The 20,287-nt window shown below is 63.1% G+C and carries 23 protein-coding genes; 10 read left to right on the top strand and 13 right to left on the bottom strand.

Translation table 11 applies throughout. The features are described 5' to 3' along the window. A complete protein-coding gene (locus FJ954_RS16975; RefSeq protein WP_140662047.1) occupies positions 1–537 on the top strand; it encodes a GNAT family N-acetyltransferase in 537 nt (178 codons plus the stop codon). Then, positions 534–1,562: a histone deacetylase family protein gene (locus FJ954_RS16970; protein ID WP_140662046.1), complete on the top strand. Its 1,029-nt coding sequence runs from the start codon at positions 534–536 to the stop codon at positions 1,560–1,562. The genes FJ954_RS16975 and FJ954_RS16970 overlap by 4 nt, the downstream gene beginning before the upstream one ends. A gap of 15 nt (positions 1,563–1,577) precedes the next feature. On the opposite strand, the gene FJ954_RS16965 is transcribed toward FJ954_RS16970, so the two are convergent. The 3 genes from FJ954_RS16965 to FJ954_RS16955 form a co-directional block, all read right to left on the bottom strand. After that, a complete protein-coding gene (locus FJ954_RS16965) occupies positions 1,578–2,846 on the bottom strand; it encodes a cysteine desulfurase-like protein (RefSeq protein ID WP_181177831.1) in 1,269 nt (422 codons plus the stop codon). A gap of 42 nt (positions 2,847–2,888) precedes the next feature. Further along, the gene (locus FJ954_RS16960) at positions 2,889–3,956 is read right to left on the bottom strand and encodes an aldo/keto reductase (protein ID WP_140662045.1); all 1,068 of its coding nucleotides are present in this window, start codon (positions 3,954–3,956) and stop codon (positions 2,889–2,891) included. Between the two features lie 120 nt (positions 3,957–4,076). Next, positions 4,077–4,586, bottom strand: a complete 510-nt coding sequence (locus FJ954_RS16955; protein WP_015318113.1) for a hypothetical protein — start codon at positions 4,584–4,586, stop codon at positions 4,077–4,079. A gap of 335 nt (positions 4,587–4,921) precedes the next feature. Here FJ954_RS16955 and FJ954_RS16950 point away from each other — a divergent pair, with 335 nt between their 5' ends. Then, positions 4,922–5,086 carry a hypothetical protein gene (locus FJ954_RS16950; RefSeq protein WP_015318114.1) on the top strand — a complete coding sequence of 55 codons (165 nt, stop codon included), beginning with the start codon at positions 4,922–4,924 and terminating at the stop codon, positions 5,084–5,086. Between the two features lie 50 nt (positions 5,087–5,136). Here the strand turns inward: FJ954_RS16950 and FJ954_RS16945 are convergent, their stop codons facing one another. After that, on the bottom strand, positions 5,137–5,643 hold the full coding sequence (locus FJ954_RS16945) for a DUF1993 family protein (protein WP_015318115.1): 507 nt from the start codon (positions 5,641–5,643) through the stop codon (positions 5,137–5,139). Between the two features lie 140 nt (positions 5,644–5,783). Here FJ954_RS16945 and FJ954_RS16940 point away from each other — a divergent pair, with 140 nt between their 5' ends. Continuing rightward, complete coding sequence (locus FJ954_RS16940) at positions 5,784–6,833, top strand: DUF1176 domain-containing protein (protein WP_140662044.1); 1,050 nt, start codon at positions 5,784–5,786, stop codon at positions 6,831–6,833. A 19-nt stretch (positions 6,834–6,852) separates the two neighbouring features. On the opposite strand, the gene FJ954_RS16935 is transcribed toward FJ954_RS16940, so the two are convergent. From FJ954_RS16935 to FJ954_RS16905, 7 genes are read right to left on the bottom strand one after another with little or no spacing between them, the layout of a single operon-like run. Further along, entirely contained in the window at positions 6,853–7,746 is an 894-nt protein-coding gene (locus FJ954_RS16935; RefSeq protein WP_181173053.1) for an alpha/beta fold hydrolase, read from the bottom strand. Positions 7,747–7,777: 31 nt separating this feature from the next. Continuing rightward, the gene (locus tag FJ954_RS16930; RefSeq protein ID WP_140662043.1) at positions 7,778–9,388 is read right to left on the bottom strand and encodes a molybdopterin-binding/glycosyltransferase family 2 protein; all 1,611 of its coding nucleotides are present in this window, start codon (positions 9,386–9,388) and stop codon (positions 7,778–7,780) included. Continuing rightward, complete coding sequence (locus tag FJ954_RS16925; RefSeq protein ID WP_140662042.1) at positions 9,385–10,089, bottom strand: XdhC family protein; 705 nt, start codon at positions 10,087–10,089, stop codon at positions 9,385–9,387. The genes FJ954_RS16930 and FJ954_RS16925 overlap by 4 nt, the downstream gene beginning before the upstream one ends. Before the next feature lie 6 nt (positions 10,090–10,095). Further along, entirely contained in the window at positions 10,096–10,434 is a 339-nt protein-coding gene (locus FJ954_RS16920) for an XdhC family protein (protein ID WP_015318120.1), read from the bottom strand. A gap of 48 nt (positions 10,435–10,482) precedes the next feature. Beyond that, a complete protein-coding gene (locus FJ954_RS16915; RefSeq protein WP_140662041.1) occupies positions 10,483–11,733 on the bottom strand; it encodes a VWA domain-containing protein in 1,251 nt (416 codons plus the stop codon). Positions 11,734–11,737: 4 nt separating this feature from the next. Then, the gene (locus FJ954_RS16910) at positions 11,738–12,667 is read right to left on the bottom strand and encodes a MoxR family ATPase (RefSeq protein WP_140662040.1); all 930 of its coding nucleotides are present in this window, start codon (positions 12,665–12,667) and stop codon (positions 11,738–11,740) included. Then, positions 12,664–13,191 carry a flavin reductase gene (locus tag FJ954_RS16905; RefSeq protein ID WP_140662039.1) on the bottom strand — a complete coding sequence of 176 codons (528 nt, stop codon included), beginning with the start codon at positions 13,189–13,191 and terminating at the stop codon, positions 12,664–12,666. The genes FJ954_RS16910 and FJ954_RS16905 overlap by 4 nt, the downstream gene beginning before the upstream one ends. Positions 13,192–13,370: 179 nt before the next feature. Between FJ954_RS16905 and FJ954_RS16900 the strand changes: the two genes are divergently transcribed. Both FJ954_RS16900 and FJ954_RS16895 read left to right on the top strand, forming a co-directional pair. Continuing rightward, complete coding sequence (locus FJ954_RS16900; RefSeq protein WP_140662038.1) at positions 13,371–14,444, top strand: ABC transporter substrate-binding protein; 1,074 nt, start codon at positions 13,371–13,373, stop codon at positions 14,442–14,444. Then, complete coding sequence (locus FJ954_RS16895; RefSeq protein WP_140662037.1) at positions 14,444–15,466, top strand: P1 family peptidase; 1,023 nt, start codon at positions 14,444–14,446, stop codon at positions 15,464–15,466. The genes FJ954_RS16900 and FJ954_RS16895 overlap by 1 nt, the downstream gene beginning before the upstream one ends. Positions 15,467–15,484: 18 nt before the next feature. On the opposite strand, the gene FJ954_RS16890 is transcribed toward FJ954_RS16895, so the two are convergent. After that, positions 15,485–15,739, bottom strand: coding sequence for a DUF2171 domain-containing protein (locus FJ954_RS16890; protein WP_015318126.1), 255 nt, complete (start codon positions 15,737–15,739; stop codon positions 15,485–15,487). Between the two features lie 147 nt (positions 15,740–15,886). On the opposite strand from FJ954_RS16890, the gene FJ954_RS16885 reads away from it, so the two are divergent. Genes FJ954_RS16885 through purB form a run of 3 tightly spaced genes read left to right on the top strand, consistent with a single transcriptional unit; the run spans position 15,887 to position 18,498 of the window. Next, positions 15,887–16,609, top strand: coding sequence for a DUF2259 domain-containing protein (locus FJ954_RS16885; RefSeq protein WP_015318127.1), 723 nt, complete (start codon positions 15,887–15,889; stop codon positions 16,607–16,609). A 56-nt stretch (positions 16,610–16,665) separates the two neighbouring features. After that, positions 16,666–17,130 (top strand): hypothetical protein, encoded by a 465-nt coding sequence (locus tag FJ954_RS16880; protein ID WP_140662036.1) that lies wholly within the window; start codon positions 16,666–16,668, stop codon positions 17,128–17,130. Positions 17,131–17,190: 60 nt separating this feature from the next. Further along, positions 17,191–18,498, top strand: coding sequence for an adenylosuccinate lyase (gene purB / locus FJ954_RS16875; RefSeq protein ID WP_140662035.1), 1,308 nt, complete (start codon positions 17,191–17,193; stop codon positions 18,496–18,498). A 49-nt stretch (positions 18,499–18,547) separates the two neighbouring features. On the opposite strand, the gene FJ954_RS16870 is transcribed toward purB, so the two are convergent. Then, positions 18,548–19,360: a VOC family protein gene (locus FJ954_RS16870; RefSeq protein ID WP_140662034.1), complete on the bottom strand. Its 813-nt coding sequence runs from the start codon at positions 19,358–19,360 to the stop codon at positions 18,548–18,550. A gap of 244 nt (positions 19,361–19,604) precedes the next feature. Between FJ954_RS16870 and FJ954_RS16865 the strand changes: the two genes are divergently transcribed. Beyond that, entirely contained in the window at positions 19,605–20,153 is a 549-nt protein-coding gene (locus FJ954_RS16865; RefSeq protein ID WP_140616988.1) for an alpha/beta hydrolase, read from the top strand. Positions 20,154–20,287: the final 134 nt, after the last annotated feature.

Below are 20,287 nucleotides of genomic sequence, written 5' to 3'. Positions count from 1 at the left end.
ATGACAGCGCCCGGTCCTGCCACTGTACCTGTCACGCGTGCGATTATCCTTCGCCCCGGCACCATCGATGACGTCGAAACCATTCACGCGGCGATCCTGAAGCTTGGCACTCATATCGGGGCGCCCGAGGAAATCATCTCGACAGCGGACGATCTCAGAAGCTGGGGCTTTGGCGAAAAACCCGCCTTCTCGACCCTGATCGCAGAAGTCGACGGCGAATTCGCCGGGCTGTGCCTGCATTTCCCGATCTTCTCGACCTGGATGGGACGGCCTGGCGTCTATGTGCAGGACCTCTATGTCGAGGACCGGTTTCGCGGCCGCAAGATCGGCGAACGCCTGCTGCGACGCGTGGCTGCCGAGTGCCGCAAAGAGGGCGGCGTGTATCTGAGGCTGTCGGTCGACACCGACAATGAGGGTGCCAAGTCCTTTTACGAACGGCTGGGCATTGCCTGGTCGAGCTACGAGCAGACGCAGAAAATCATCGGTGAGGCCTTTTTCGCCTTCGCCGACGCGCCGGAAAATGGGGAGCAGCAATGAAGGCCTTCTATGCGCAGGAGCAGAAGCGCCACGATCCCAGGGCCTTTCTTTCCAGTGGCGCGGCGCAGCCCAACCCTGAACAGCCGGAGCGCGTCGAAAGATTGTTAGCCGGCGCAAAATCCGCTGGTTGCACGATCGAGCGACCGCGCGATCACGGCCTCGGTCCGATCTCGGCGGTGCACACACCCGAGTATCTCGACTTCCTCGAACATATTTTCGAACGCTGGCAGCGGATCGAAGGGGCGTCGGCCGAGGTCATTCCCAACATCCACCCGATCGCCCGCAACGGCTCCTATCCGGCCTCAGCAGTGGGCCAAGCCGGCTACCACATGGCCGACACCGCCTGCCCGATCTCGGGCGAGACATGGCAGAGCGCGCTGTGGAGCGCCTGGAGCGCGGTCGAGGCCGCCGAAACCGTCATGGCCGGAGCGTCGGCCGCCTATGCGCTCTGCCGCCCGCCCGGCCACCACGCCTTCGCCGATGTCGCCGGCGGCTTCTGCTTCATCAACAACTCAGCCGTGGCGGCGCAAGTGCTGCGCAGGCAGGCGGCCCGCGTGGCGATCCTCGATGTCGACCTGCATCACGGCAACGGGGCGCAAGGCATTTTCTATGCGCGACCTGACGTGCTGATGGTGTCGCTGCACGCCGATCCGGTGCGGTTCTACCCGTTCTTCTGGGGCCATGCCGACGAGCGCGGTGAAGGTCCCGGGCTCGGCTATAACTTCAACCTGCCGCTGCCGCGCAAATCCGCGGATGCGGCGTTTCTGGAAGCGCTCGGCGTGGCGTTCCAGCGTATCCGCGCCTTCTCCCCCGATGTGCTGGTCGTGGCGCTCGGCCTCGACGCGTTCGAGGGCGATCCGTTCGGCGGGCTTTCGGTGACGACGCCGGGCTTCTCGCGCATCGGCGAGGCCATCGCCGGGCTCGGCCTGCCGGCGGTCATCGTCCAGGAAGGCGGCTATCTCTGCGACGAACTCGGCGACAATCTCACCGCCTTCCTCACCGGCTTTGGCGGCAAGGCGCGGTGAGAGTTCAAGCCCAAGTCAGGAGCGTTGCTGCCTGAGCATGGCAATCACCCGGTGCACGCTCTCCAGTGTCTCGTCGATTTCGGACGCGGTGTTGTACTGCGCGATGCCGATGCGCACGACGCCTTGGTCGGCCGGAATGCCGAGCTGATGGACGATCTCCCAGGCATAGTTGTGGCCCGACCACACGAAGATGTTCTCGGCGTTCATCTGCCGCACGATCGTTTCTGGGACAATGCCATCGACGGTGAAGGAGACGGTCGGCACACGATCGCCGAGCCGTTTCGGATCGGTGATGCCTCGGACCGTCAGCCCGGAAATGTCGGACAAGCCATCGATCAGCCTTTGCGCCAGCGGGTTTTCATGGGCAATGGAGACCTGGAACGCCTTGGCGATCTTCTGCCTTCTTGAACCACCCTCACCTGCCGCCGCGCCGAGCTCGGCGAAATAGTCGACCGCGGCGGTCAAGCCGGCCATCAGTTCGATCTGCGGCGTGCCGAGTTCGAACCGCTCGGGCAAGCCGTTCGAGGAGCAACGGCACTTATAGGCTTGCAGACCGTCGATGACGTCGCGCCGGCCCCACAAGATACCCATATGCGGGCCGAAGAATTTATAGGCCGAGCAGATCAGGAAATCGCAGCCGAGCTCCTGCACATCGATCAGCCCATGCGGTGCGAATTGCACCGCATCGACATAAACCAGCGCGCCGGCCCGTTTTGCAAGTTGGGTCAAGGACCTGACCCGGTTGATCGAGCCGGTGAGATTGCTGGCGTAGTTCAACGCCACCAGCCTTGTCTTCCCGGACAGCAGACCGGTGAGTGTCGCCTCCTCGATCTGCCAGGTCCTTTCGTCGAACGGCAACCAGCGCACGACGAGACCGAGGTCCTCGGCCAGTTGCAGCCAGGGCGACACATTGCCCTCATGATCCATGCGGGTGAGAATGATCTCGTCACCTGATTTCATCGTGCGGCCGAGCGTGCGTGACATGTGATAGGTCAGCGTCGTCATGTTGGCGCCGATGACAATCTCGTGCGGGCTCGCCGCGCCGAGGAAGTCGGCCATCGCCAGATGCGCATCGTCAACGACCTGCTGTGCCGCGATCGTCGTTTCAAAATAACCGCCGAGATTGGCGTTGGTCGTAAGCAGGCAGCGCGACACCGCGTCGGCCACGGCCTGCGGCACCTGCGTGCCGGCAGGATTGTCGAGATAGATGCGCCGCCGGCCCTTGTCGGTCAGCGAGAGAGCGGGGAATTTTCCACGCACGGCCTCGATCGAAAAATCCACCATGGTCTCCATCCCTTTGCTGCTACACGACAATTCCGGGCTCGGTCACGGGCAAGGATTGCCGACCCGCTGGTGAACCGCATCCACCGCCTTCTGCATTTCTTCAGTCCAGACGACATCCACCGAAGACAGCGCCATCTCCAGTTGGGAAATGGTTGTCGCGCCGATGATGCTGGAGGTCACGAAGGGCCGGCTTGAGACATAGGCATTGGCAAACAGCGCCGGCTCCAGGCCGAAAGAGCGTGCCAGTTCATTGTATTCGAGCTGCGCTTCGGCGGCATTGGGCGTCTCGTAACGCTGGCCGCGGTTGAACAGCTGCGAGCGCGAGCCCTGCGGGCGGGCGCCATGATCGTATTTGCCGGTCAGATAACCCTGGGCCAGCGGCGAATAGGCAAGCAGCGACACCCCTTCGCGCTCGCAGACCTCGGCGAGGTTCACCTCAAAAGTACGGTTGACGAGATTGTAGGCGTTCTGGATCGAGGCGGCGCGCGGACCGATCCCTTTGTCGGCCTCTGCAAGGAAGCGCATCACGCCCCAGGAACTCTCGTTGGAGAGACCGAAGTGGCGGACTTTTCCTGCCTTCACCAGGTCATCGAACACCGCGAGCGTCTCGGCGATCGGCGTTTCACCGACCGGTGCGCCGACAGAATCGGCACGCCGCGCCACGGCGCCGACGCGCGTCGGGTTGGCGCCCCAGGGGATGTCCCGCTCTGGCCAGTGGATCTGATAAAGGTCGAGATAATCCGTGCCAAGCTTGGCCAGCGACTTGTCTATGGCATCGAAGATATCGGCCCGCACCAATTGCGAGGGCCGGTCGCCGCGAAACCAGCTGTTGGCCGTGCGACCGACGACCTTGGAGGCCAGGATCACCTTGTCGCGGTTGCCCTTGGCCTTCATCCAACTGCCGATGATCTTCTCGGTCCGTCCTTGCGTCTCCGCCTTGGGCGGGATCGGATAGAGTTCGGCGGTGTCGATGAAATTGACGCCGCGCGAGAAGGCCAGGTCCATCTGGGCATGGCCCTCGGCCTCGGTGTTCTGCTGGCCCCAGGTCATCGAACCAAGGCAGATCTGGGTAACAAGAAGATCGGTCCGACCGAGACGGCGTTTGTGCATGGAATTCTGCTCCGGAGGGCATGTATGCGCGGCTGCGCGGGGAGGAGTTCGCATCTTATAGGAAAAGCGGAAGCGCTCTCCAAGCCTTGCCAGGCCGACTTTTGCGTGAGCAGAGCGGGGTTAGCGTCGTGCGGCGGCCACGGCGCGGCGCTTGGCCTCGTCGATCAGCATGTTGGCCACCTGCATGCGGATCATGGCGCGCTGGCGCAAATGCGGGGCGACGCGATCGGGATGGTTGGCGAAAGCAAAGCTGCGGCGCATGCGGCCGAAGTCGGCGGCGCTCTTGGACTGCTCCAGTCCCAGTTCGACCGCAATCGATTCAGGATCGATTGGCGGCAATGTTTCTTCCGGCTTCGGCTCTTCGCCAGCCAGCGCCAGCCTTGCCTGTTCAAGCACGGCGGCAAACTCGCTGGCCAGATCAGCGCCGGCCTCGCGATATTCCGCGGCGGATACCTTGATGCGGCCGGAATGGAGTTCATCGGCGACCGAGAGATAGTCGAACGGGATGGATGGGCGCGCGCCGGTCTCTACGCCCTCACCGCCGTTGCCCTTGTCGGTGGCAACGAAGAGGTCGTCGAGTAGTGACGCAAAATCCCGCTTGGCGCCGGTAGCGATATCAGCCTCCCCCATGCCCGACAGTTCGAGTTTCAGACCATAGAACCAGCTCGTTAAAAATAAATGCCGCCGGTCTTAACTAATTTCCCTTCAGGGGATCGTTGGCGGAGGCGCCGGCAAAAGCCGGACCGCATGTTCATGCAGTCCGGAAATTCGCCAGGAATGGCGAGGAAAACTGGCCATGTACCAGCTTCGAAGCCTACGTTCGGCGCGGCGCAAGAGTTTCACCTTGCTGCAAAAAAATTTTACAAAAAACATCCGGACATGGCAGGCATGCAAATGCTGCACTGCACAATCTTCACGATTCACCTATATTACCTGATGTGGAGGACCAACCAGGAGCCTGAATCATGGGTTTCTTCACGGAAATGTTCGCCCGGCCGCGCCCGCAGGAACATCTGAGATATCGCGCGGCGCTCGCGCTCCTTTATTCGATGAGCAATGCCGAGCGCGCCGATATCGGCATCAAGCCCGCCGATTTCCCGCGCATCGCCCGCGAAATGTCCATCCGCTAAGCAGGTTGCGAGATGTCCCGGATCGACCCGGGACATCTCAAAGTCTGATCTCAACGCGATCCGAGGAATGTCGCCTTGCCCAGCGGCACGCCATTGTGGCGCAGGATGTCGTAGGCGGTGGTCAGGTGGAAATAGAAATTGGGCATGGCCACATGCAGCAGATATTGCATGCCGCTCAGCGTCGTTTCCCGGCCCCCCAGCTTCAGTTCGATCATCCTATCATCCGACCCGTCGATATCGGCTGCGGAAAAAGTCGCCAGGTAGGCGACCGTCTTGGCGAGCCTCGCTTCGAGATCGGCGAAGCTTGCTTCATTGTCTTCATATTTAGGCACTTCGCGGCCGGCCAGCCGTGAAGGCGCGCCCTTGGCATGGTCGGTTGCGATCTGCACCTGCCTGGCAAGTGCGAACATGTCGGGCGCCAGCCGCGCCGTCAAAAACACCTGCGGGTCGATCTTGCGGTCAAGCGCATTCTGTTCGGCTGCAGCCAGCACACTGGAAAGTGCTTTCAGCCTGGCTGAAAACACGGGCACGGATGCCTCATACATCGATATCGTCACGTCGGATCTCCTGTCCGGCAGGAACGCCGGCGGGAGGACGTAGCGCTCTCAGGCGCGATTCTTCAAGCCGCGGGCGCATGGCGTCACCACGTCGCCGCAATCGCCGTGGTAGAATCTTCGTTATCGAGCGGAGATTCCCGATGAGACGCGCCCTTTTCGCAGCGACTGCCCTTCTCTCCCTTGCCACGACAGGCCACGCGGCATTGGCCGCAGCCGATACGCCCGAAGCGCCTTACGTCGATGATCGGTCGAGCGCGGATGCGGTCGTGCATTCACTCTACAGCGCCATCAACCGGCATGAATTCGCCCGCGCCTGGGGCTACTTCGGTGATACAAAGCCGGCAAAGGATTTCGACACATTCGCCAAAGGCTATGACGGCACCGACAAGGTGGAGGTCAAGACCGGTCCGATTTCGGACGAGGGCGCGGCGGGCAGCATCTATTACAACGTCCCGGTCGCCATCCAGGCAACCGACAAGAAGGGCGAGGCGAAGGTTTTCGCCGGCTGCTATACGCTGCGCCAGGTCAACGCCCAGATCCAGGCGCCGCCGTTCCAGCCTATCTTCATCGACAAGGGAGCGCTGAAGCCCTCCACCGCTGACTTCGACGAGGCGTTGCCGCCAAGCTGCGGCGACGGCCCGCCGCCGCCGAAAAAGGACACCGCACTGGAACAGGCCAAGAAGGCCTTCCTGGCGACCTATGGCGACCAATGCGACAAGGACCGCCTGGCCAATGAGCCGGAGGTCTTTTCGATCAAATACAAGGACAGGAATGCTCAGCCGAACGATCCTGACAAGGAGACCCGGCTGTTCCACTTCTCCTGCTCGGCCGCCGCCTACAATGAAAGCTCGGTCTATTACATGACCGACGAGGTGGACGGTGTCAGGCAATTGCAGTTCGCCGAGCCGGAGACCGATATACGCTACGAGAACAACGACAGCGACGGCAAGCTGTTGAGTGTAACGGTGATCGGCTTCCGGACCACAGGGTGGGCGGTCAATTCCGACTATGACCAGAACGCTCACACCATCACCACGTTCAACAAATGGCGCGGCGTCGGCGATGCTTCGGATGCCGGGACATATCTGTTCCGCAACGGCGATTTCTCGCTGGTCCAGTATGACGTCGACGCGTCCTATGACGGCGAGGAGAACCCGCAGACGATCGTCGACTACAACACCGCGCCTTAGATCCTCTAGCGCGTCAGGCTTATGGTGCCTTCGACAGCATCCAGTCGAGCGTGCCGCGCCAGTCTACCATGCGGATCGGCGTGCCGTGCGTGCCGGTCTCGAAGCGGACGAAGCGGGTCGGATAGTTTTTTGATTTGGCAAGGATGGAGCGGAAGAACGCTTCCTGGTTAGCCACCGGAAAAACCACGTCGTGGCTGCCCTGGCCGAAGAACACTGGCACACGACGCTTGAAGGCGGGACTGCCGAGAAAGCCCTCGTCCCACAGCGATCCGAGCAGCAGCAGTCCATTCACGCGGCCACCGGTATCCTTGCGTGCGGCAAGTTTCCAGCACAGCGCGCCGCCCATCGAGCCGCAGGCGACGAAGATTTTCGCGCCCGGAGACTGTTCGGCATAATGGTCGATCAGGGCAGCGACCAGTGCCGCGCCCTTGTCGCCGAAATCAGGAAAATCCGGAGAAATATAGAGCCCGCCATTGCCGGCCATCAGGTTCTTCAGCCGGTTGAAATTGCCGCCGAAGGTGAAGTCGTCGACGCCTTGCTTGCGGCTGCCGCCCTGCCCATGCAGGTAAAGCACGATGATGGCGGCTCCTTGCGTCTTGCCGACGGCGACATGCCTGACATCGCCGGCGTCGGTCTTCAGCATCAGATCCTGCTGCACCTTGCGTACGCCGGTGTCGGTGTACTGGGCATGCACGCGCTTTTCCGGCACCTCGTCGCGCTGGTTGATGTCGCGCATCTCGCGGTAGTCGAGGACCGTGTAGGCGCCATTGCTGTCGGATGACAGCGTCGCCGGATAGGCGAAGAGATCGTCCTTGAAGGGTTTCAGGGACAATGTGTCGGCACTGGCGGCCGAGGAAAACAAGAAAAGCATTGCCGTGACGAAAGCGCGGCACGCGACGGTACGAATAGCCATACCGCAGGCATGCTAATGCCGCCTCTGTTTGTCAATCCTGCAGCACGCCGCCAGCGCCTTCCAGTGCCTCTCGGGTGTCGACATCGACGGACGCGCCTTCGCCGATCTCGACATCGATGACATCGAGCCCTTCGGCCTCGACCAGATGGCGAGCGCCGGTGTCGCCTTCGAGATGGGCGATTGCCGCGAATAACGAGCGCGGCAAAAGCACCGGGTTGCCGCGTTTGCCTTGGTGCGTGGCACGGACCACCGAGTTGCCGCCGGCCCTGCGGAAGGCATCGATAAGCCTGTCGAGATCGTCGGATGCGACACCCGGCATGTCCCCCAGAACGATCATCGCACCAGCGGCGTCTTCGGGCAGATAGGCAGTGCCGGCCTTAAGCGAGGTCGACAGACCATTGGCAAAATCGGGATTGTCGGCGAAGGTGACGTCGAGGCCCGACAATGCCGCGCGCACCCGCTCGCGCTGATGACCGGTGACGACGATCGTGCCCGAAGCCTTCGAGGCGAGCGCGCGTTCGGCGGTGCGGCGCACCAGTGGCTGGCCGTCGAACAGCGCCATCAGCTTGTTCGGCCCGCCCATGCGGCTCGACCGGCCGGCCGCCAGAAGCACGATCCCGACCTTGAGCCGACTTTTGGCCGGCAGCGGCTCGCGCGGCTGCGGCCGCGTCGGTATCTCCATCAGCAGGCCGCCGACGCCCATGCTGGCGATGTCGCGCGCGGTGACGTCCAGGCCGGCAATCAATCGGTCGAGCACCCAGTCGAAGCCGTTCTCCTTGGGGCTGCGGGCGCAGCCAGGCGCGCCGATGATGCGCTTGCCGCCGAGTGTGCCGAGCACCAGCAGATTGCCGGGATCGACCGGCATGCCCGCGCGGATGACGGTACCGCCCGCCCTCTCGATCGCCGCCGGAACGACGTCGGCGAAATCGCTCATCGCGGAAGCCCCGAAGATCACCACCATGTCGTTGTCGCGCGCAAGCGCGATGGCAGCCTCGGCGACAGGGGCGATCTCATGCGGCGTACGGCGCTCCGCCGTCAGCCTGCCGCCGGAGCGCGCCAGCCGGGCTTCGGTGACGCGTAGCGTCTTGTCGAGCACGGTTGGTTTGGTGCCCGGCAGCACCGTCTGGACGACGCCGACACGCATCGGCCGATAGGCGTTGACGGCAAAAATTTCGCCGCTGGCACAGATTTCCGTCACGGCGGCCACCAACGAGGAAGAGACCGCAAAGGGGATGATCTTCACCGTCGCGACCATCTGGCCCTTTTCGACCGGCGCGTGCTGGCCAAGCGTGGCGATGGTGATAGCGGGATCGACCGCATTGATGGCATCGATGACAGCGGCATTGACGGTGAAGATGCCAGCCGCCTTGGCGTGGAGATTGACCCGGCCGGTAGCGGCGGGCTTCGCCTCGATGCCGCCTAGGGTCATGCTTTCGGCAATTTTTTGCGCCGCGGCGTCCTCGCCGAGATCGTCCGGCGCCAGCACGGCCGCAACGACCTGCGAAACACCTGCCCCCTTGAGCGTGGAGACATCTTCGGCGCTCAGCCTGTGCGCCTTGCGAAATCGCTTTTCGCCGGCCGCGGTCGCATGCGCCAGCACCGCCCCTTCGGCCGCGTCGATCGGGATCGGACCGAATTTCACGCCGCCGCGCCCTTCGCATCGAGGCCGCGTGAGCGGAAGGCAAGAATGGTCTGCGCGAGAATGGCGACGGCGATCTCGGCGGGGCTTGCCGCCCCGATGTCCAGCCCGATCGGCGCGTGGATACGCGCGATCTGGTCCGCACTCGCGCCCAGCGCCAGCAGGCGCTCGACGCGCCTGGCATGCGTCTTTTGGCTGCCGAGCGCTCCGACATAGAAACAGTTGGCGTCGAGTGCCGCCTTCAGCGCGAAATCGTCGATCTTCGGGTCATGGGTAACGGCGGCGAGCGCGGTGTAAGCGTCAAGCGGCTGGCGTTCCAGCACGTCCTGCGGCCAGTCGGCATGCAAGGCGACATCGGGAAAGCGGTCCGATGTGGCAAAGGCGGTGCGCGGATCGATGATCTCCAAGGGATAACCTGATATCCGGGCCATCGGCGCGAGCGCCTGACTGATATGCACGGCGCCGATCACCACCAGGCGCGGCCGCGGCAGATGCGCATTGAGGAAGAAGGTCCGCCCTTCCGCCTCGACGGACCCCGAATTGCCGGATCGAAACGCCTTGGCGATCGCCGCTCCGAGATCGCCGGCGACCTGATCGCCCTCCCGCACGATACGGTCGCGACCATCACCGAGATCGGTGACGAGGATCGCCGCGCGGCGGGCGCGCCGCTCGGCATTGAGCGTCTTCAGCGCATAAGGATCCATCGGAGGTCAGCCCAATCGCTCAACATAAACCTTGATGCGGCCGCCGCAGGACAGGCCGACTTGCCAGGCGGTCTCATCGGCAACACCGAACTCCAGCATCCTGGCTTTGCCGGAGCCGATGACGTCGACCGCCTCGGTCACGACAGCGCCCTCGACGCAACCGCCCGAAACTGAGCCGTGGAAATTGCCATCGGCATCGATGACAAGGTGGCTGCCGACCGGGCGCGGCGCCGAACCCCAGGTCTCGACCACGGTCGCGACAGCGACATCCTTGCCGTCCTTCATCCAGGCTTCCGCGATGATCAGCGGGTCGCGGGCCTCATCGAGATAAAGACTGTCACTCATCGTTGCTTCTCTCAGGGTCTGTTTTTCCAAAAGCCGGAAAATATATGGCTATGCGGCGCGCCTTGCGCCAGCATCCATCCACCGCCGTGGATCGACGGAAAGGACCGATTTCTTGTCCAGCGAGGTGCAGAGATCGGCGAGCGCGTCGAGATTGTGCACCGAGCGGAATTCGTCGACATGCGGCAGCATCGCCTTGACGCCGCGGGCGCGCGCCTGAAAACCATCGAAGCGCAACAACGGATTGAGCCAGATCAGCCGCCGGCAGGATTTGTGCAGCCGTTCCATTTCTTCCGCCAAGCCCCCTATATCGTCGCGCTCCAGCCCGTCGGTGATCAGAAGCACCACCGCGCCCTGTCCCAGCACACGTCGCGACCATACAAGGTTGAACTCGGCTAGCGTATCGCCGATGCGCGTGCCACCCGACCAGTCCTTGACCGCCGCCGAGCAATCGGCAAGGGCGGCATCGGGATCGCGGTGGCGCATCTGCCGGGTCAGGTTGGTCAGCCGCGTGCCGAAGACGAAAGTGTGCACGCGCCGGCGCTTTTCCGTCAGCGCATGCAGGAAATGCAGGAAGATGCGCGTGTATTGGCTCATCGAACCGGAAATATCGGCCAGCACCACCAGGGGCGGATGGACTTCGCGGACCGAGCGGAATTTCGGCAGGATCAATTCACCGCCGGTACGCGCCGCCGAGCGCATCATGGCGCGTGGATCGATGCGGCGGCCATGCGCATCGGCCTTGAAGCGTCTGGTCCGCACCATGTCGACAGGCAGCCGCAACGCCGCGATCGCCTTCCTGGCGTCAGCCATCTCGACTGCGTTCATCTGCGCGAAATCCTTGCCCCGCAACAGCTCGTTGCCGGAAAAGGTGAAGCGGGCGTCGACCTCGATCTCAGGGATTTCCTGAGGCGTCTGGTTTTTCTGATGACCCTCGAACATCGCCTGGCTGACGCGATTTTCAGCCGCGCGCGGTTTCTGCTTCTGCCTGATGTCAGGCGCCACCGGCGAAAACATCGCCAGCAGCTTCTCGATCAATTCGCGCGATTTCCAGAACAGTCGGAAAGCTTCGTCGAAGGTGGCATGATCCTCATGCCGCGAGACCAGAACGGCGTGCAGGGTCCAGTAAAAGTCATCACGCGAGCCGATGCCGGCGACGAGCACCGCCTCGATCGCGTCCTTGACCGAAGCGGGCCCGACCCGCATGCCGGCCTTGCGCAAGGTGCGGGCGAAATAGACTATGTTGTCTGCGATCCGGCCGTCCGCCGTCGCCTCTCCAGGGTCGGGTCGGGACGCCTTCACCACCCTACTCCGCCGCCGCGAGCTCGGTCTTGACCTCGTCGAGGATGCGCCGGCCCTCGCCCGCGCCCATGCGGGCAATGTCGTCCTGGTATTTCAGCAGCACCCCGATCGTGTCGGACACGGTCTCCGGATCGAGCGCCACCTTGTCGAGTTCGGTCAGCGCGCCGGCCCAGTCGATGGTTTCGGCGACGCCCGGCACCTTGAACAGCTCGATCTGGCGCAGCTTCTGGATGAATGACACCACTTCGGCCGAAAGCCGCTGGTTGGCCCGAGGCACCTTGCGGCGCACGATCTCCAGTTCGCGCTCGGCACTGGGATAGTCGACCCAGTGATAAAGGCAGCGCCGCTTCAGCGCATCGTGGATTTCGCGGGTGCGGTTGGTGGTGATGATGACGATCGGCGGCTCTTCCGCCTTGATCGTGCCGAGTTCAGGCACAGTCACCTGGAAGTCGGAGAGGATTTCGAGCAGGAAGGCTTCGAAGGCTTCGTCGGTGCGGTCGAGTTCGTCGATCAGGAAAACCGGGGCTGCGCCCGTCTTGCCAGTCAGCGCATCGAGCACCGGCCGGCGGATCAGGTACTTTTCGGAGAAGACGTTACGCTCCATGGCGGCGCGGTCGACCTTGCCGGCTGCCTCCTCCATGCGGATTTCGATCATCTGCGCGGCGTAATTCCACTCATAAACGGCCGAGGAGACGTCGAGCCCCTCATAACACTGCAGGCGGATCAGCCGGCGGCCAAGCGCCTCGGCCAACACCTTGGCGATCTCGGTCTTGCCGACGCCGGCCTCGCCTTCGAGGAAAAGCGGCCGTCTCATGCGCAGAGACAGGAAAAGCACCGTTGCCAGCGACCGGTCCGCGACATAGTCCGCGCCGGTCAGGAGATCGAGCGTTTCGTCGATCGTCCGCGGCACGGGGCGCGGGTTCAAGTCGCTCATTCCTTCTCCGTGGGTGCGGCGGCCCCACTTTCCAGGACGTGGTAGCCGCGGGCGTGATAGATCAGCGGCCGCAAATTATCGCCCATACGCAGACCTGTCACCTTGCCAAAAAGCACACGATGGGTGGCGAGGTCCTTGGTGTCGATCAATTCGCAGTCGAACACGGCGAGCGCGCCCTTCAGCGTCGGCGCGCCGGTGGAAATCACATCCCATTCGCCGAGCGCGAAGCGCTCTTCGACCGGCAGGCCAGTCATGCCGGAAAATCCAATCGACAGCGGCTCCTGGTGCGAAGCCAGCGTGTTCAGGGCAAATTTGCCGTTCTTCACGAACAGCTCATTCTTGGCATTTTCACGATTGAGGCAGACCAGGATGGTCGGCGGCGTATCCGACACAGAGCATGCCGCGATCACCGTCGTCCCCCGCTTTCCGGCGGGTCCGTCGGTGGTCACCACATGGACATGACCGGCAAAATGACTCATCGCGTCGCGATAGGCCTGCGGTCCAATATCGTTCTTCTTCAGCACTGGAACATTCCATGGCCATTGTTCACCTGACATATATGGCCAGACATCACATGCCACAAGCGAAGTGCTTGGCCCATATCCCGAATTCGCGTGTTGCACCAAGGCCGGGCAGCCTTTAGGTCTTGGCGGGAATTTGACGCCTGCGCGACGTCGCGGGCTTGGAGGAATTCTTCGGCAGCATGCGATCCGGGGCAACCATAACCGCAGCGCTGGCCTGGCTGTTCATGGCCGGCGCCGCCAGCGCACAGACGCTCACGATTGGTGTCGCAGCACCCCTGTCGGGACCATCGGCCATCCTCGGCAGGCAGATCGAGGTTGGCGCCGGGCTCGCGGCAGAGGTGGACGGCATCCAACTCAAGACCGTTGATGACGCCTGCACCGGCGATGGCGGAGCCGCGGCGGCCAGGGAATTCGTGGCAGCCAAGGTCAATGTCGTGATCGGCTTCCTCTGCACGGAGGCGATCGAGGCGGCGATGCCTGTCCTCAAGGACGCCAATATTCCTGTCATCACCGTTGGTGTGCGAACCGAAAGCCTGACCGACCGCCGCGCCAAGACCGGCTGGCCGGTTTATCGCCTCGGCCCGCGCGGCGACGACGAGCGCAACGCCGTTGCCGCTAACCTCACCCGGCTATGGCAGAACGAGCTATTCGCGATCATTGACGACGGCACCATCTATGGCCGCGAGATGGCGGAGACATTTCGTGCTGCTGCCGAGCAGGCGGCACTGAAACCGGTCTTCGTCGACACGTTCCGGCCGCAGCTCGACAACCAGATCGGCCTGGTCGGACGGCTGAAAAAGGCCGGCGCCACGCATGTCTTTGCCGGCGGCGACGGCGACGACATCGCCATTATGGGACGCGATGCCGCCCAGCTCCAGACGGGCATCGTCCTCGCCGGCGGCGAAAACCTGCGCACGCCGCCCGGCGACGTGCCTTACGCGACCGGCACGCTGATGATCGCGCCACCCGAATGGGCCGATGTCGCGGATCCCAAAGTGCTGGAAAACTTTTCCGCGCACAAGATCGTGCCGGACGGCTACGCCCTGCCGGCTTATGCGGCGGTCGAGATCGCCAAGGCGGCTTCGTCGGACGCAGCAGGCTCCGGCGGGGCGCTGGCCGAGGCACTCACCGGGCATGATTTCACCACGGCGATCGGACCGGTCCGCTTCGACGACAAGGGCGACCTCAGCCAGAGCCTCTACCGTGTCTTCCGCTTCGACGGCACCCGCTTCGTGCCCTTGGAAAACAACTGATGTTCCGCACCGGTCCACGCAATCTCATCACCGATGTCATGGGCCTGCGCGTTGGCAATGCTTCCGACGCCAGGCTGAAGTCCGGCGTGACGACTGTCCTTTGCGACGAGCCGGCGGTCGCGGGAGTCCAGATTCTTGGCGGCGCGCCCGGCACCCGCGAGACGGATCTGCTGGAACCGCATAATTTGGTGGAGACGATCCATGCCGTGGTGCTGTCGGGCGGTTCTGCTTTCGGTCTCGATGCTGCCTCCGGCGTGCAGGCCGCACTGCGCGAACGCGGCATCGGCTTCGAGGTTGGCGGCTTCCGCGTACCAATCGTCCCGGCGGCGATCCTCTTCGACCTGCGCAATGGCGGCGACAAGGACTGGGACCGCTATCCACCTTATCGCGACCTCGGCTACGAGTCGGTGCAGGCTGCCGCTGTCGATTTCCAATTTGGCACGGCGGGCGCCGGGACCGGTGCCCTGACATCGGGGCTGAAGGGTGGCCTGGGTTCGGCCTCGACACTGCTGGACAATGGGATCACCATCGGCGCGCTGGCCGCCGTCAACCCGACCGGCTCGGTGACCGTCGGCCGCACCCGCCATTTCTGGGCGGCACCCTTCGAAATCGGCGATGAATTCGGCGGGCTTGGTTATCCCTCGCCCATGCCCGAGGACGCGAAGCGGATTTTGCTGAAATACCGGGACAAGGATCACGGACGGCAGATGGACAGCGGCGGCAACACGACCATCGCGGTCATTGCCACGGACGCGGTTCTCACCAAGGCCGCCGCCAAACGCCTGGCGATTTCGGCGCATGACGGCTTCGTACGCGCCATCTGGCCGACCCATACGCCGGCCGACGGCGACCTGGTGTTCGCGCTGGCCACCGGCAAGAGCGGGGTCGAACTGACCGCCGACGCGGCAATCGACCTCTACGCCGCCGCCGGCGCCACTATGGCGCGCGCCATCAGCCGTGGCGTGTTTGCCGCGACGCCAGCCGACAACGACCTGTTTCCCGTCTGGTCGTCACGTCACTAGGCTGGCTAAAGCCGTCGATCAAACCGGATCGGATTTTTCTTCCTCGAACGTCACCGCGACATCGGAATTCGCGGACAGCCACACCTTCTTGCCATCGACCTCGGCAACCAGGGCCAGGGAAATATAGTGGTGATGGCCCTTGTGAGCCCCCTCGCCACTGTCGGCCTTGGTCAGCTTGATGCGCTGACCATCGACCTTGTCGACGGTGCCGATATGCACGCCGTCGGCGCCGACGACGTCCATGTGCTCACGAATTTTGCTGGTGTCGGTCATGTTAGCTTCTCCATTGGGGTGGGTTTCCCTTGGGACTGCCGACAATAACAAATGACGAGCGGTTTGGATGCATCGGCCTTGGTCCGCACGACGTTTTGATCTCGTCGTGCTAGGGATTGAAGCGATCAGGCCGAAGGAGCGATGACAATGCGGACGCTTTTCCTGTTTGCCGTTTGCCTGGCCACGCAGTTCGCGGCGTCGATTGCCCAGGCCGGCGATGTCGCGGAGCTCGAAATCCTGGGCTTCACCCGGGATGGCGGCGTGTTCGCCTTCGAGGAGTACGGCATCCAGGACGGGTCGGGCTTTCCCTATGCCAACCGGTATTACATCGACACGAGCAACGACAGCTTTCTCAAGGGCACGCCGGTCAGGGTCCGGCTCGACGACGAGAAGGCAACGCTCGACGCTGCCCGCCTTCAGGCCCGGCAAAAGGGCGAGGCCATTGTCAGCCAGGCCGAGCTGAGTGCCAACCGCGGCATCACCGCCGGCTCCAACCCGGTGACCGAGCTTTCGGCCGATCCACATCGCATAGTGGTCAATCCGCGACCGATCTTTTCCCCTGTCGACCAGCCGCTCGAGTTCCGGCTCGACGAGATCGGCATGAATGACACCGAAAGTTGCGCCAGCCAGGGCGAGATCAATGGCTTCCGGCTGCTGCGTATCGAGGCGCGGGATGGCGGCACCACCAAATTGCTGCACGAGGACAAAGCGATCCCCAAGAGCCGGGGCTGCCCGAACGGCTACCGCATCGGCGCGGTGCAGACGTTCTCGATGGACAGCCTCAGCGCTTATGCGGTGCTGATCGCGGTGCGCCAGTATGGCTTCGAAGGGCCGGACTTTCGCTGGATCGCCGTGACCGGCCGCCTGTGACAGAGCTTGTCCAACCCGTCAGGCGCAATCGCGCCCTGCACCACCTTCGCGGCGCCATGCCGACACTGCGTGCAGCGCTTCTCGGTGCGCTGCTGTGGGCCGCCGCCATGGGCGCCAGCGCACTCGTCAACCTGTTGCTGGACAATTGGGTGACGCCGGGCAAGATCCGCACCGTGTCCCTGCTGTTTGCCGTCGGCGGCGCCCTGGCCTTTCCGGTTGGCCTCTTTGCCGCACGGCTGGTTTCGCTCGAAAGGGGCCGGGAGGTCGCCTTCGCGGCAACATTCGTAGGGCTTGCGGCCGCAACGATCGGCCTCACCGCCCTGCTGTATGCCCTGCAATACCGCTCCTACTATGCCGAATGGCATGCGCCCGTATTCACCTTCACCTGGGGCTTTCAGCTCGCCTTCACGATGGCGGTGGCGTCCTACCAGTTCGTGGTGCTGGGCATCCGGCTCTATTTCCCGCTTGGTTTCGTCGCCTTGTTCGCCGTCAGCCTCTGGTTTGCACGGCAGCAGCGTTGAGCATTTGGCCCGCCTCTGTTAGGACGCGGACAAATCCCTCCGACACATCAGGAATGACCGATGATCCCTCGCTATTCCCGGCCGGAAATGGTCGCCATCTGGTCGCCCGAAACCCGGTTTCGCATCTGGTTCGAAATCGAGGCCCATGCCTGCGACGCGCTGGCCGAACTGGGGGTCATCCCCAAGGAAGCGGCAAAAACGATCTGGGAAAAGGGAAGCGCGGCCGAATTCAACGTCGAGAAGATCGACGCGATCGAGCGCGTCACCAAGCATGACGTTATCGCCTTCCTTACCCATCTTGCCGAATTCGTCGGGCCCGATGCGCGCTTCATCCATCAGGGCATGACGTCTTCGGACGTGCTCGACACCTGCTTTGCGGTGCAACTCACCCGCGCCAGCGACATTCTGCTGGCCGACATCGATACGTTGCTTGCAGCGCTCAAGCGCCGCGCGTTCGAGCACAAGGACACCGTCACCATCGGCCGCAGCCACGGCATCCATGCCGAGCCGACGACCTTCGGCATCAAGCTGGCGCAGGCCTATGCCGAATTCTCGCGCTGCCGCGAGCGGCTGGTGCACGCGCGCGAAGACATTGCCACCTGTGCGATTTCGGGCGCGGTCGGCACCTTCGCCAACATCGAGCCCTATGTCGAGGAACATGTGGCGGCAAAGCTCGGACTGAAGCCGGAACCGGTGTCGACGCAGGTGATTCCGCGCGACCGCCACGCCATGTTCTTCGCGACCCTCGGCGTTATCGCCTCCTCGATCGAGCGGCTGGCGATCGAGGTCCGGCATCTGCAGCGCACCGAAGTGCTGGAAGCGGAAGAGTATTTTTCGCCGGGCCAGAAAGGCTCGTCGGCGATGCCGCACAAGCGCAACCCGGTGCTGACCGAAAACCTCACCGGCCTTGCCCGCATGGTGCGTTCCATGGCGCTGCCGGCGATGGAGAACGTGGCGCTCTGGCATGAGCGCGACATCTCGCACTCCTCGGTCGAGCGCATGATCGGCCCGGACGCCACCGTGACGCTCGATTTCGCGCTGTCACGCCTGACCAGCGTCGTCGACAAGCTGGTCGTCTATCCCGACAACATGCTGAACAACATGAACAAGTTTCGCGGCCTTGTGCATTCGCAACGCGTCATGCTGGCGCTAACGCAGGCCGGCCTGTCACGCGAGGATTCCTACCGGCTGGTGCAGCGCAATGCCATGAAGGTGTGGGAACAAGGCGCTGATTTTCTTGAGGAACTTCTGGCCGACAAGGAAGTGACAGCCGCACTGCCGGAGGCGCAAATCCGCGAGAAATTCGACCTGGGTTACCACACCAAGCACGTCGACACGATCTTCAAGCGGGTGTTCGGAGGAGCATGAGCTTTCCTTCTCCCCGTTTATGGGGAGAAGGTGCCGTGATGACGTCCAATCAAGCCTTACCCGGCACGGTCCTGATCACCGTGCCCCAAGGATCCTCACGGGTCGTTTCGCTGCTCGCATTGTCCGAACGCATCTCGACCCAGGCAAGGCCCGAGCGGGAGGGGTCGCGGCGGCCGGCGCCGGCGCTGTGCCAGGCATTGGCGCCGATGTGGTGGTGATAATGCCCCGACGACAGGAACACCGCCTGGCCGCCATATTTGGCGACCGTGTCGAAGCCGAATTCCTGGTTCCACCAGGCTTCGGCCTCTTCCGGTCTGCCGACGCGCAGGTGGACATGGCCGACAATGCTGTTTTCCGGCGCGCCTTGCCATCCCGCATCGCCGGCCGGCACTTCGGCAACGACAGACGGAATGTTCATCCGCTCGGTCGCCATGGCGATCTTGTCGCCGTTCCATTTCCAATCCTGCGGGCGGCGGTCGGCATAGATTTCGATGCCGTTGCCCTCGGGATCGGTCAGGTAGAGCGCTTCGCTGACCAGATGGTCCGAAGCGCCCTCGATAGCGATCTTGTCTGAGATGGCGTGGTTGATCCAGCGTCCGAGATCGGCACGGCTGGGCAGCAGGAAAGCCGTATGGAACAGGCCGGCGCTGCGCGGATCGTCCGGTTTGGCAGAGCTGTCCGGCTCAAGCACTAGCAGCGGACGGCTGCCGGCGCCGAGCGTGATCGCGCCTTCGGCACGGCTCAATTCCTGCAGTCCGACGACTTTACGATAGTAGGCGGCAAGACTTTCGGCATCACGCGCCTTCAAACCGACGCGGGCGACGCTCACCGGGGTGGTGGCGGCAAATGGCAGTTCGCTCATCATTGTCTCCGTTGCGGCGACGTCTCGCGAAGCTCCCAAAGCCAGGAGGCCAGCGGCGCCGATCATTCTACGTCGTGTCAGCGCCAAAATCCCGGTCCTCCACGGCTGTTTCTCTCCCGACAGAGATCGTCGATCTTCATCGTTCACACAAGACAGCGAAAAGCGAACATGGTGTTCACCGTTGCGACCGGAAGCCTGCCCATCAACGGTTGCATGAGGCAATCGCGCTCGCTATCTGAGCGCCATGAAAGTCAAGGACGCAGATATTCTGATCATTCCCGGATACACCAATTCGGGGCCTGAGCATTGGCAGACCCGCTGGCAATCGAAACTGTCCACGGCGCGCCGCGTCGAGCAAGCGGAATGGTCGAAGCCGGTACGCGAGGACTGGACGGCGAGTGTGGCCAAGGCGGTCAACGAGGCCGAGAGACCTGTCGTTCTCGTCGCCCACTCACTTGGAGTGGCCGCGGCCGTACAAGCCATTCCGCAGTTCCGGAAGCCGGTCGCCGGCGCCTTCTTCGTGGCACCGCCGGACGTCGCGAATCCCAAGATCAAGCCAAGACATCTGATGACCTTCGGCCCTTATCCTCGCGAACCGCTGCCGTTTCCCTCCATCGTGATCGCCAGCCGCAACGACCCCTTCTGCCCTTTCGATGTCGCCGAGGACATCGCCGGCGCCTGGGGCTCGCTGTTCATCGATGCCGGAGAAACCGGCCATCTCAGCGAGGATTCAGGCTTTGGCCCCTGGCCCGAGGGATCGATGACCTTCGCCAAGTTTCTGACGGACCTCTGAGGCGCGCCAAAATCAACGCACGATGGCATTCGATCAAACTGCAGGACTCGAATAAATAATAATTTAAGAGGGCCAGCGTTAACTATTCAGAAGCAGTGGAAATTGCTTTCTGGATGATCATCCGTGCTTGAACC

It is taken from the genome of Mesorhizobium sp. B2-3-15 (assembly GCF_006442875.1).
GTDB lineage: Bacteria > Pseudomonadota > Alphaproteobacteria > Rhizobiales > Rhizobiaceae > Mesorhizobium > Mesorhizobium australicum.
This window is presented reverse-complemented; position numbering and strand designations above follow the sequence as displayed.

Bases quoted from the DNA above. Each gene is read 5' to 3' on its own strand.
- FJ954_RS16975 (WP_140662047.1), top strand. From the start codon at position 1: ATGACAGCGCCCGGTCCTGCCACTGTACCTGTCACGCGTGCGATTATC.
- FJ954_RS16970 (WP_140662046.1), top strand. From the start codon at position 534: ATGAAGGCCTTCTATGCGCAGGAGCAGAAGCGCCACGATCCCAGGGCC.
- FJ954_RS16965 (WP_181177831.1), bottom strand. From the start codon at position 2,846: ATGGTGGATTTTTCGATCGAGGCCGTGCGTGGAAAATTCCCCGCTCTC.
- FJ954_RS16960 (WP_140662045.1), bottom strand. From the start codon at position 3,956: ATGCACAAACGCCGTCTCGGTCGGACCGATCTTCTTGTTACCCAGATC.
- FJ954_RS16955 (WP_015318113.1), bottom strand. From the start codon at position 4,586: ATGGGGGAGGCTGATATCGCTACCGGCGCCAAGCGGGATTTTGCGTCA.
- FJ954_RS16950 (WP_015318114.1), top strand. From the start codon at position 4,922: ATGGGTTTCTTCACGGAAATGTTCGCCCGGCCGCGCCCGCAGGAACAT.
- FJ954_RS16940 (WP_140662044.1), top strand. From the start codon at position 5,784: ATGAGACGCGCCCTTTTCGCAGCGACTGCCCTTCTCTCCCTTGCCACG.
- FJ954_RS16935 (WP_181173053.1), bottom strand. From the start codon at position 7,746: ATGGCTATTCGTACCGTCGCGTGCCGCGCTTTCGTCACGGCAATGCTT.
- FJ954_RS16925 (WP_140662042.1), bottom strand. From the start codon at position 10,089: ATGGATCCTTATGCGCTGAAGACGCTCAATGCCGAGCGGCGCGCCCGC.
- FJ954_RS16920 (WP_015318120.1), bottom strand. From the start codon at position 10,434: ATGAGTGACAGTCTTTATCTCGATGAGGCCCGCGACCCGCTGATCATC.
- FJ954_RS16910 (WP_140662040.1), bottom strand. From the start codon at position 12,667: ATGAGCGACTTGAACCCGCGCCCCGTGCCGCGGACGATCGACGAAACG.
- FJ954_RS16900 (WP_140662038.1), top strand. From the start codon at position 13,371: ATGCGATCCGGGGCAACCATAACCGCAGCGCTGGCCTGGCTGTTCATG.
- FJ954_RS16895 (WP_140662037.1), top strand. From the start codon at position 14,444: ATGTTCCGCACCGGTCCACGCAATCTCATCACCGATGTCATGGGCCTG.
- FJ954_RS16890 (WP_015318126.1), bottom strand. From the start codon at position 15,739: ATGACCGACACCAGCAAAATTCGTGAGCACATGGACGTCGTCGGCGCC.
- FJ954_RS16885 (WP_015318127.1), top strand. From the start codon at position 15,887: ATGCGGACGCTTTTCCTGTTTGCCGTTTGCCTGGCCACGCAGTTCGCG.
- FJ954_RS16880 (WP_140662036.1), top strand. From the start codon at position 16,666: ATGCCGACACTGCGTGCAGCGCTTCTCGGTGCGCTGCTGTGGGCCGCC.
- purB (WP_140662035.1), top strand. From the start codon at position 17,191: ATGATCCCTCGCTATTCCCGGCCGGAAATGGTCGCCATCTGGTCGCCC.
- FJ954_RS16870 (WP_140662034.1), bottom strand. From the start codon at position 19,360: ATGAGCGAACTGCCATTTGCCGCCACCACCCCGGTGAGCGTCGCCCGC.
- FJ954_RS16865 (WP_140616988.1), top strand. From the start codon at position 19,605: ATGAAAGTCAAGGACGCAGATATTCTGATCATTCCCGGATACACCAAT.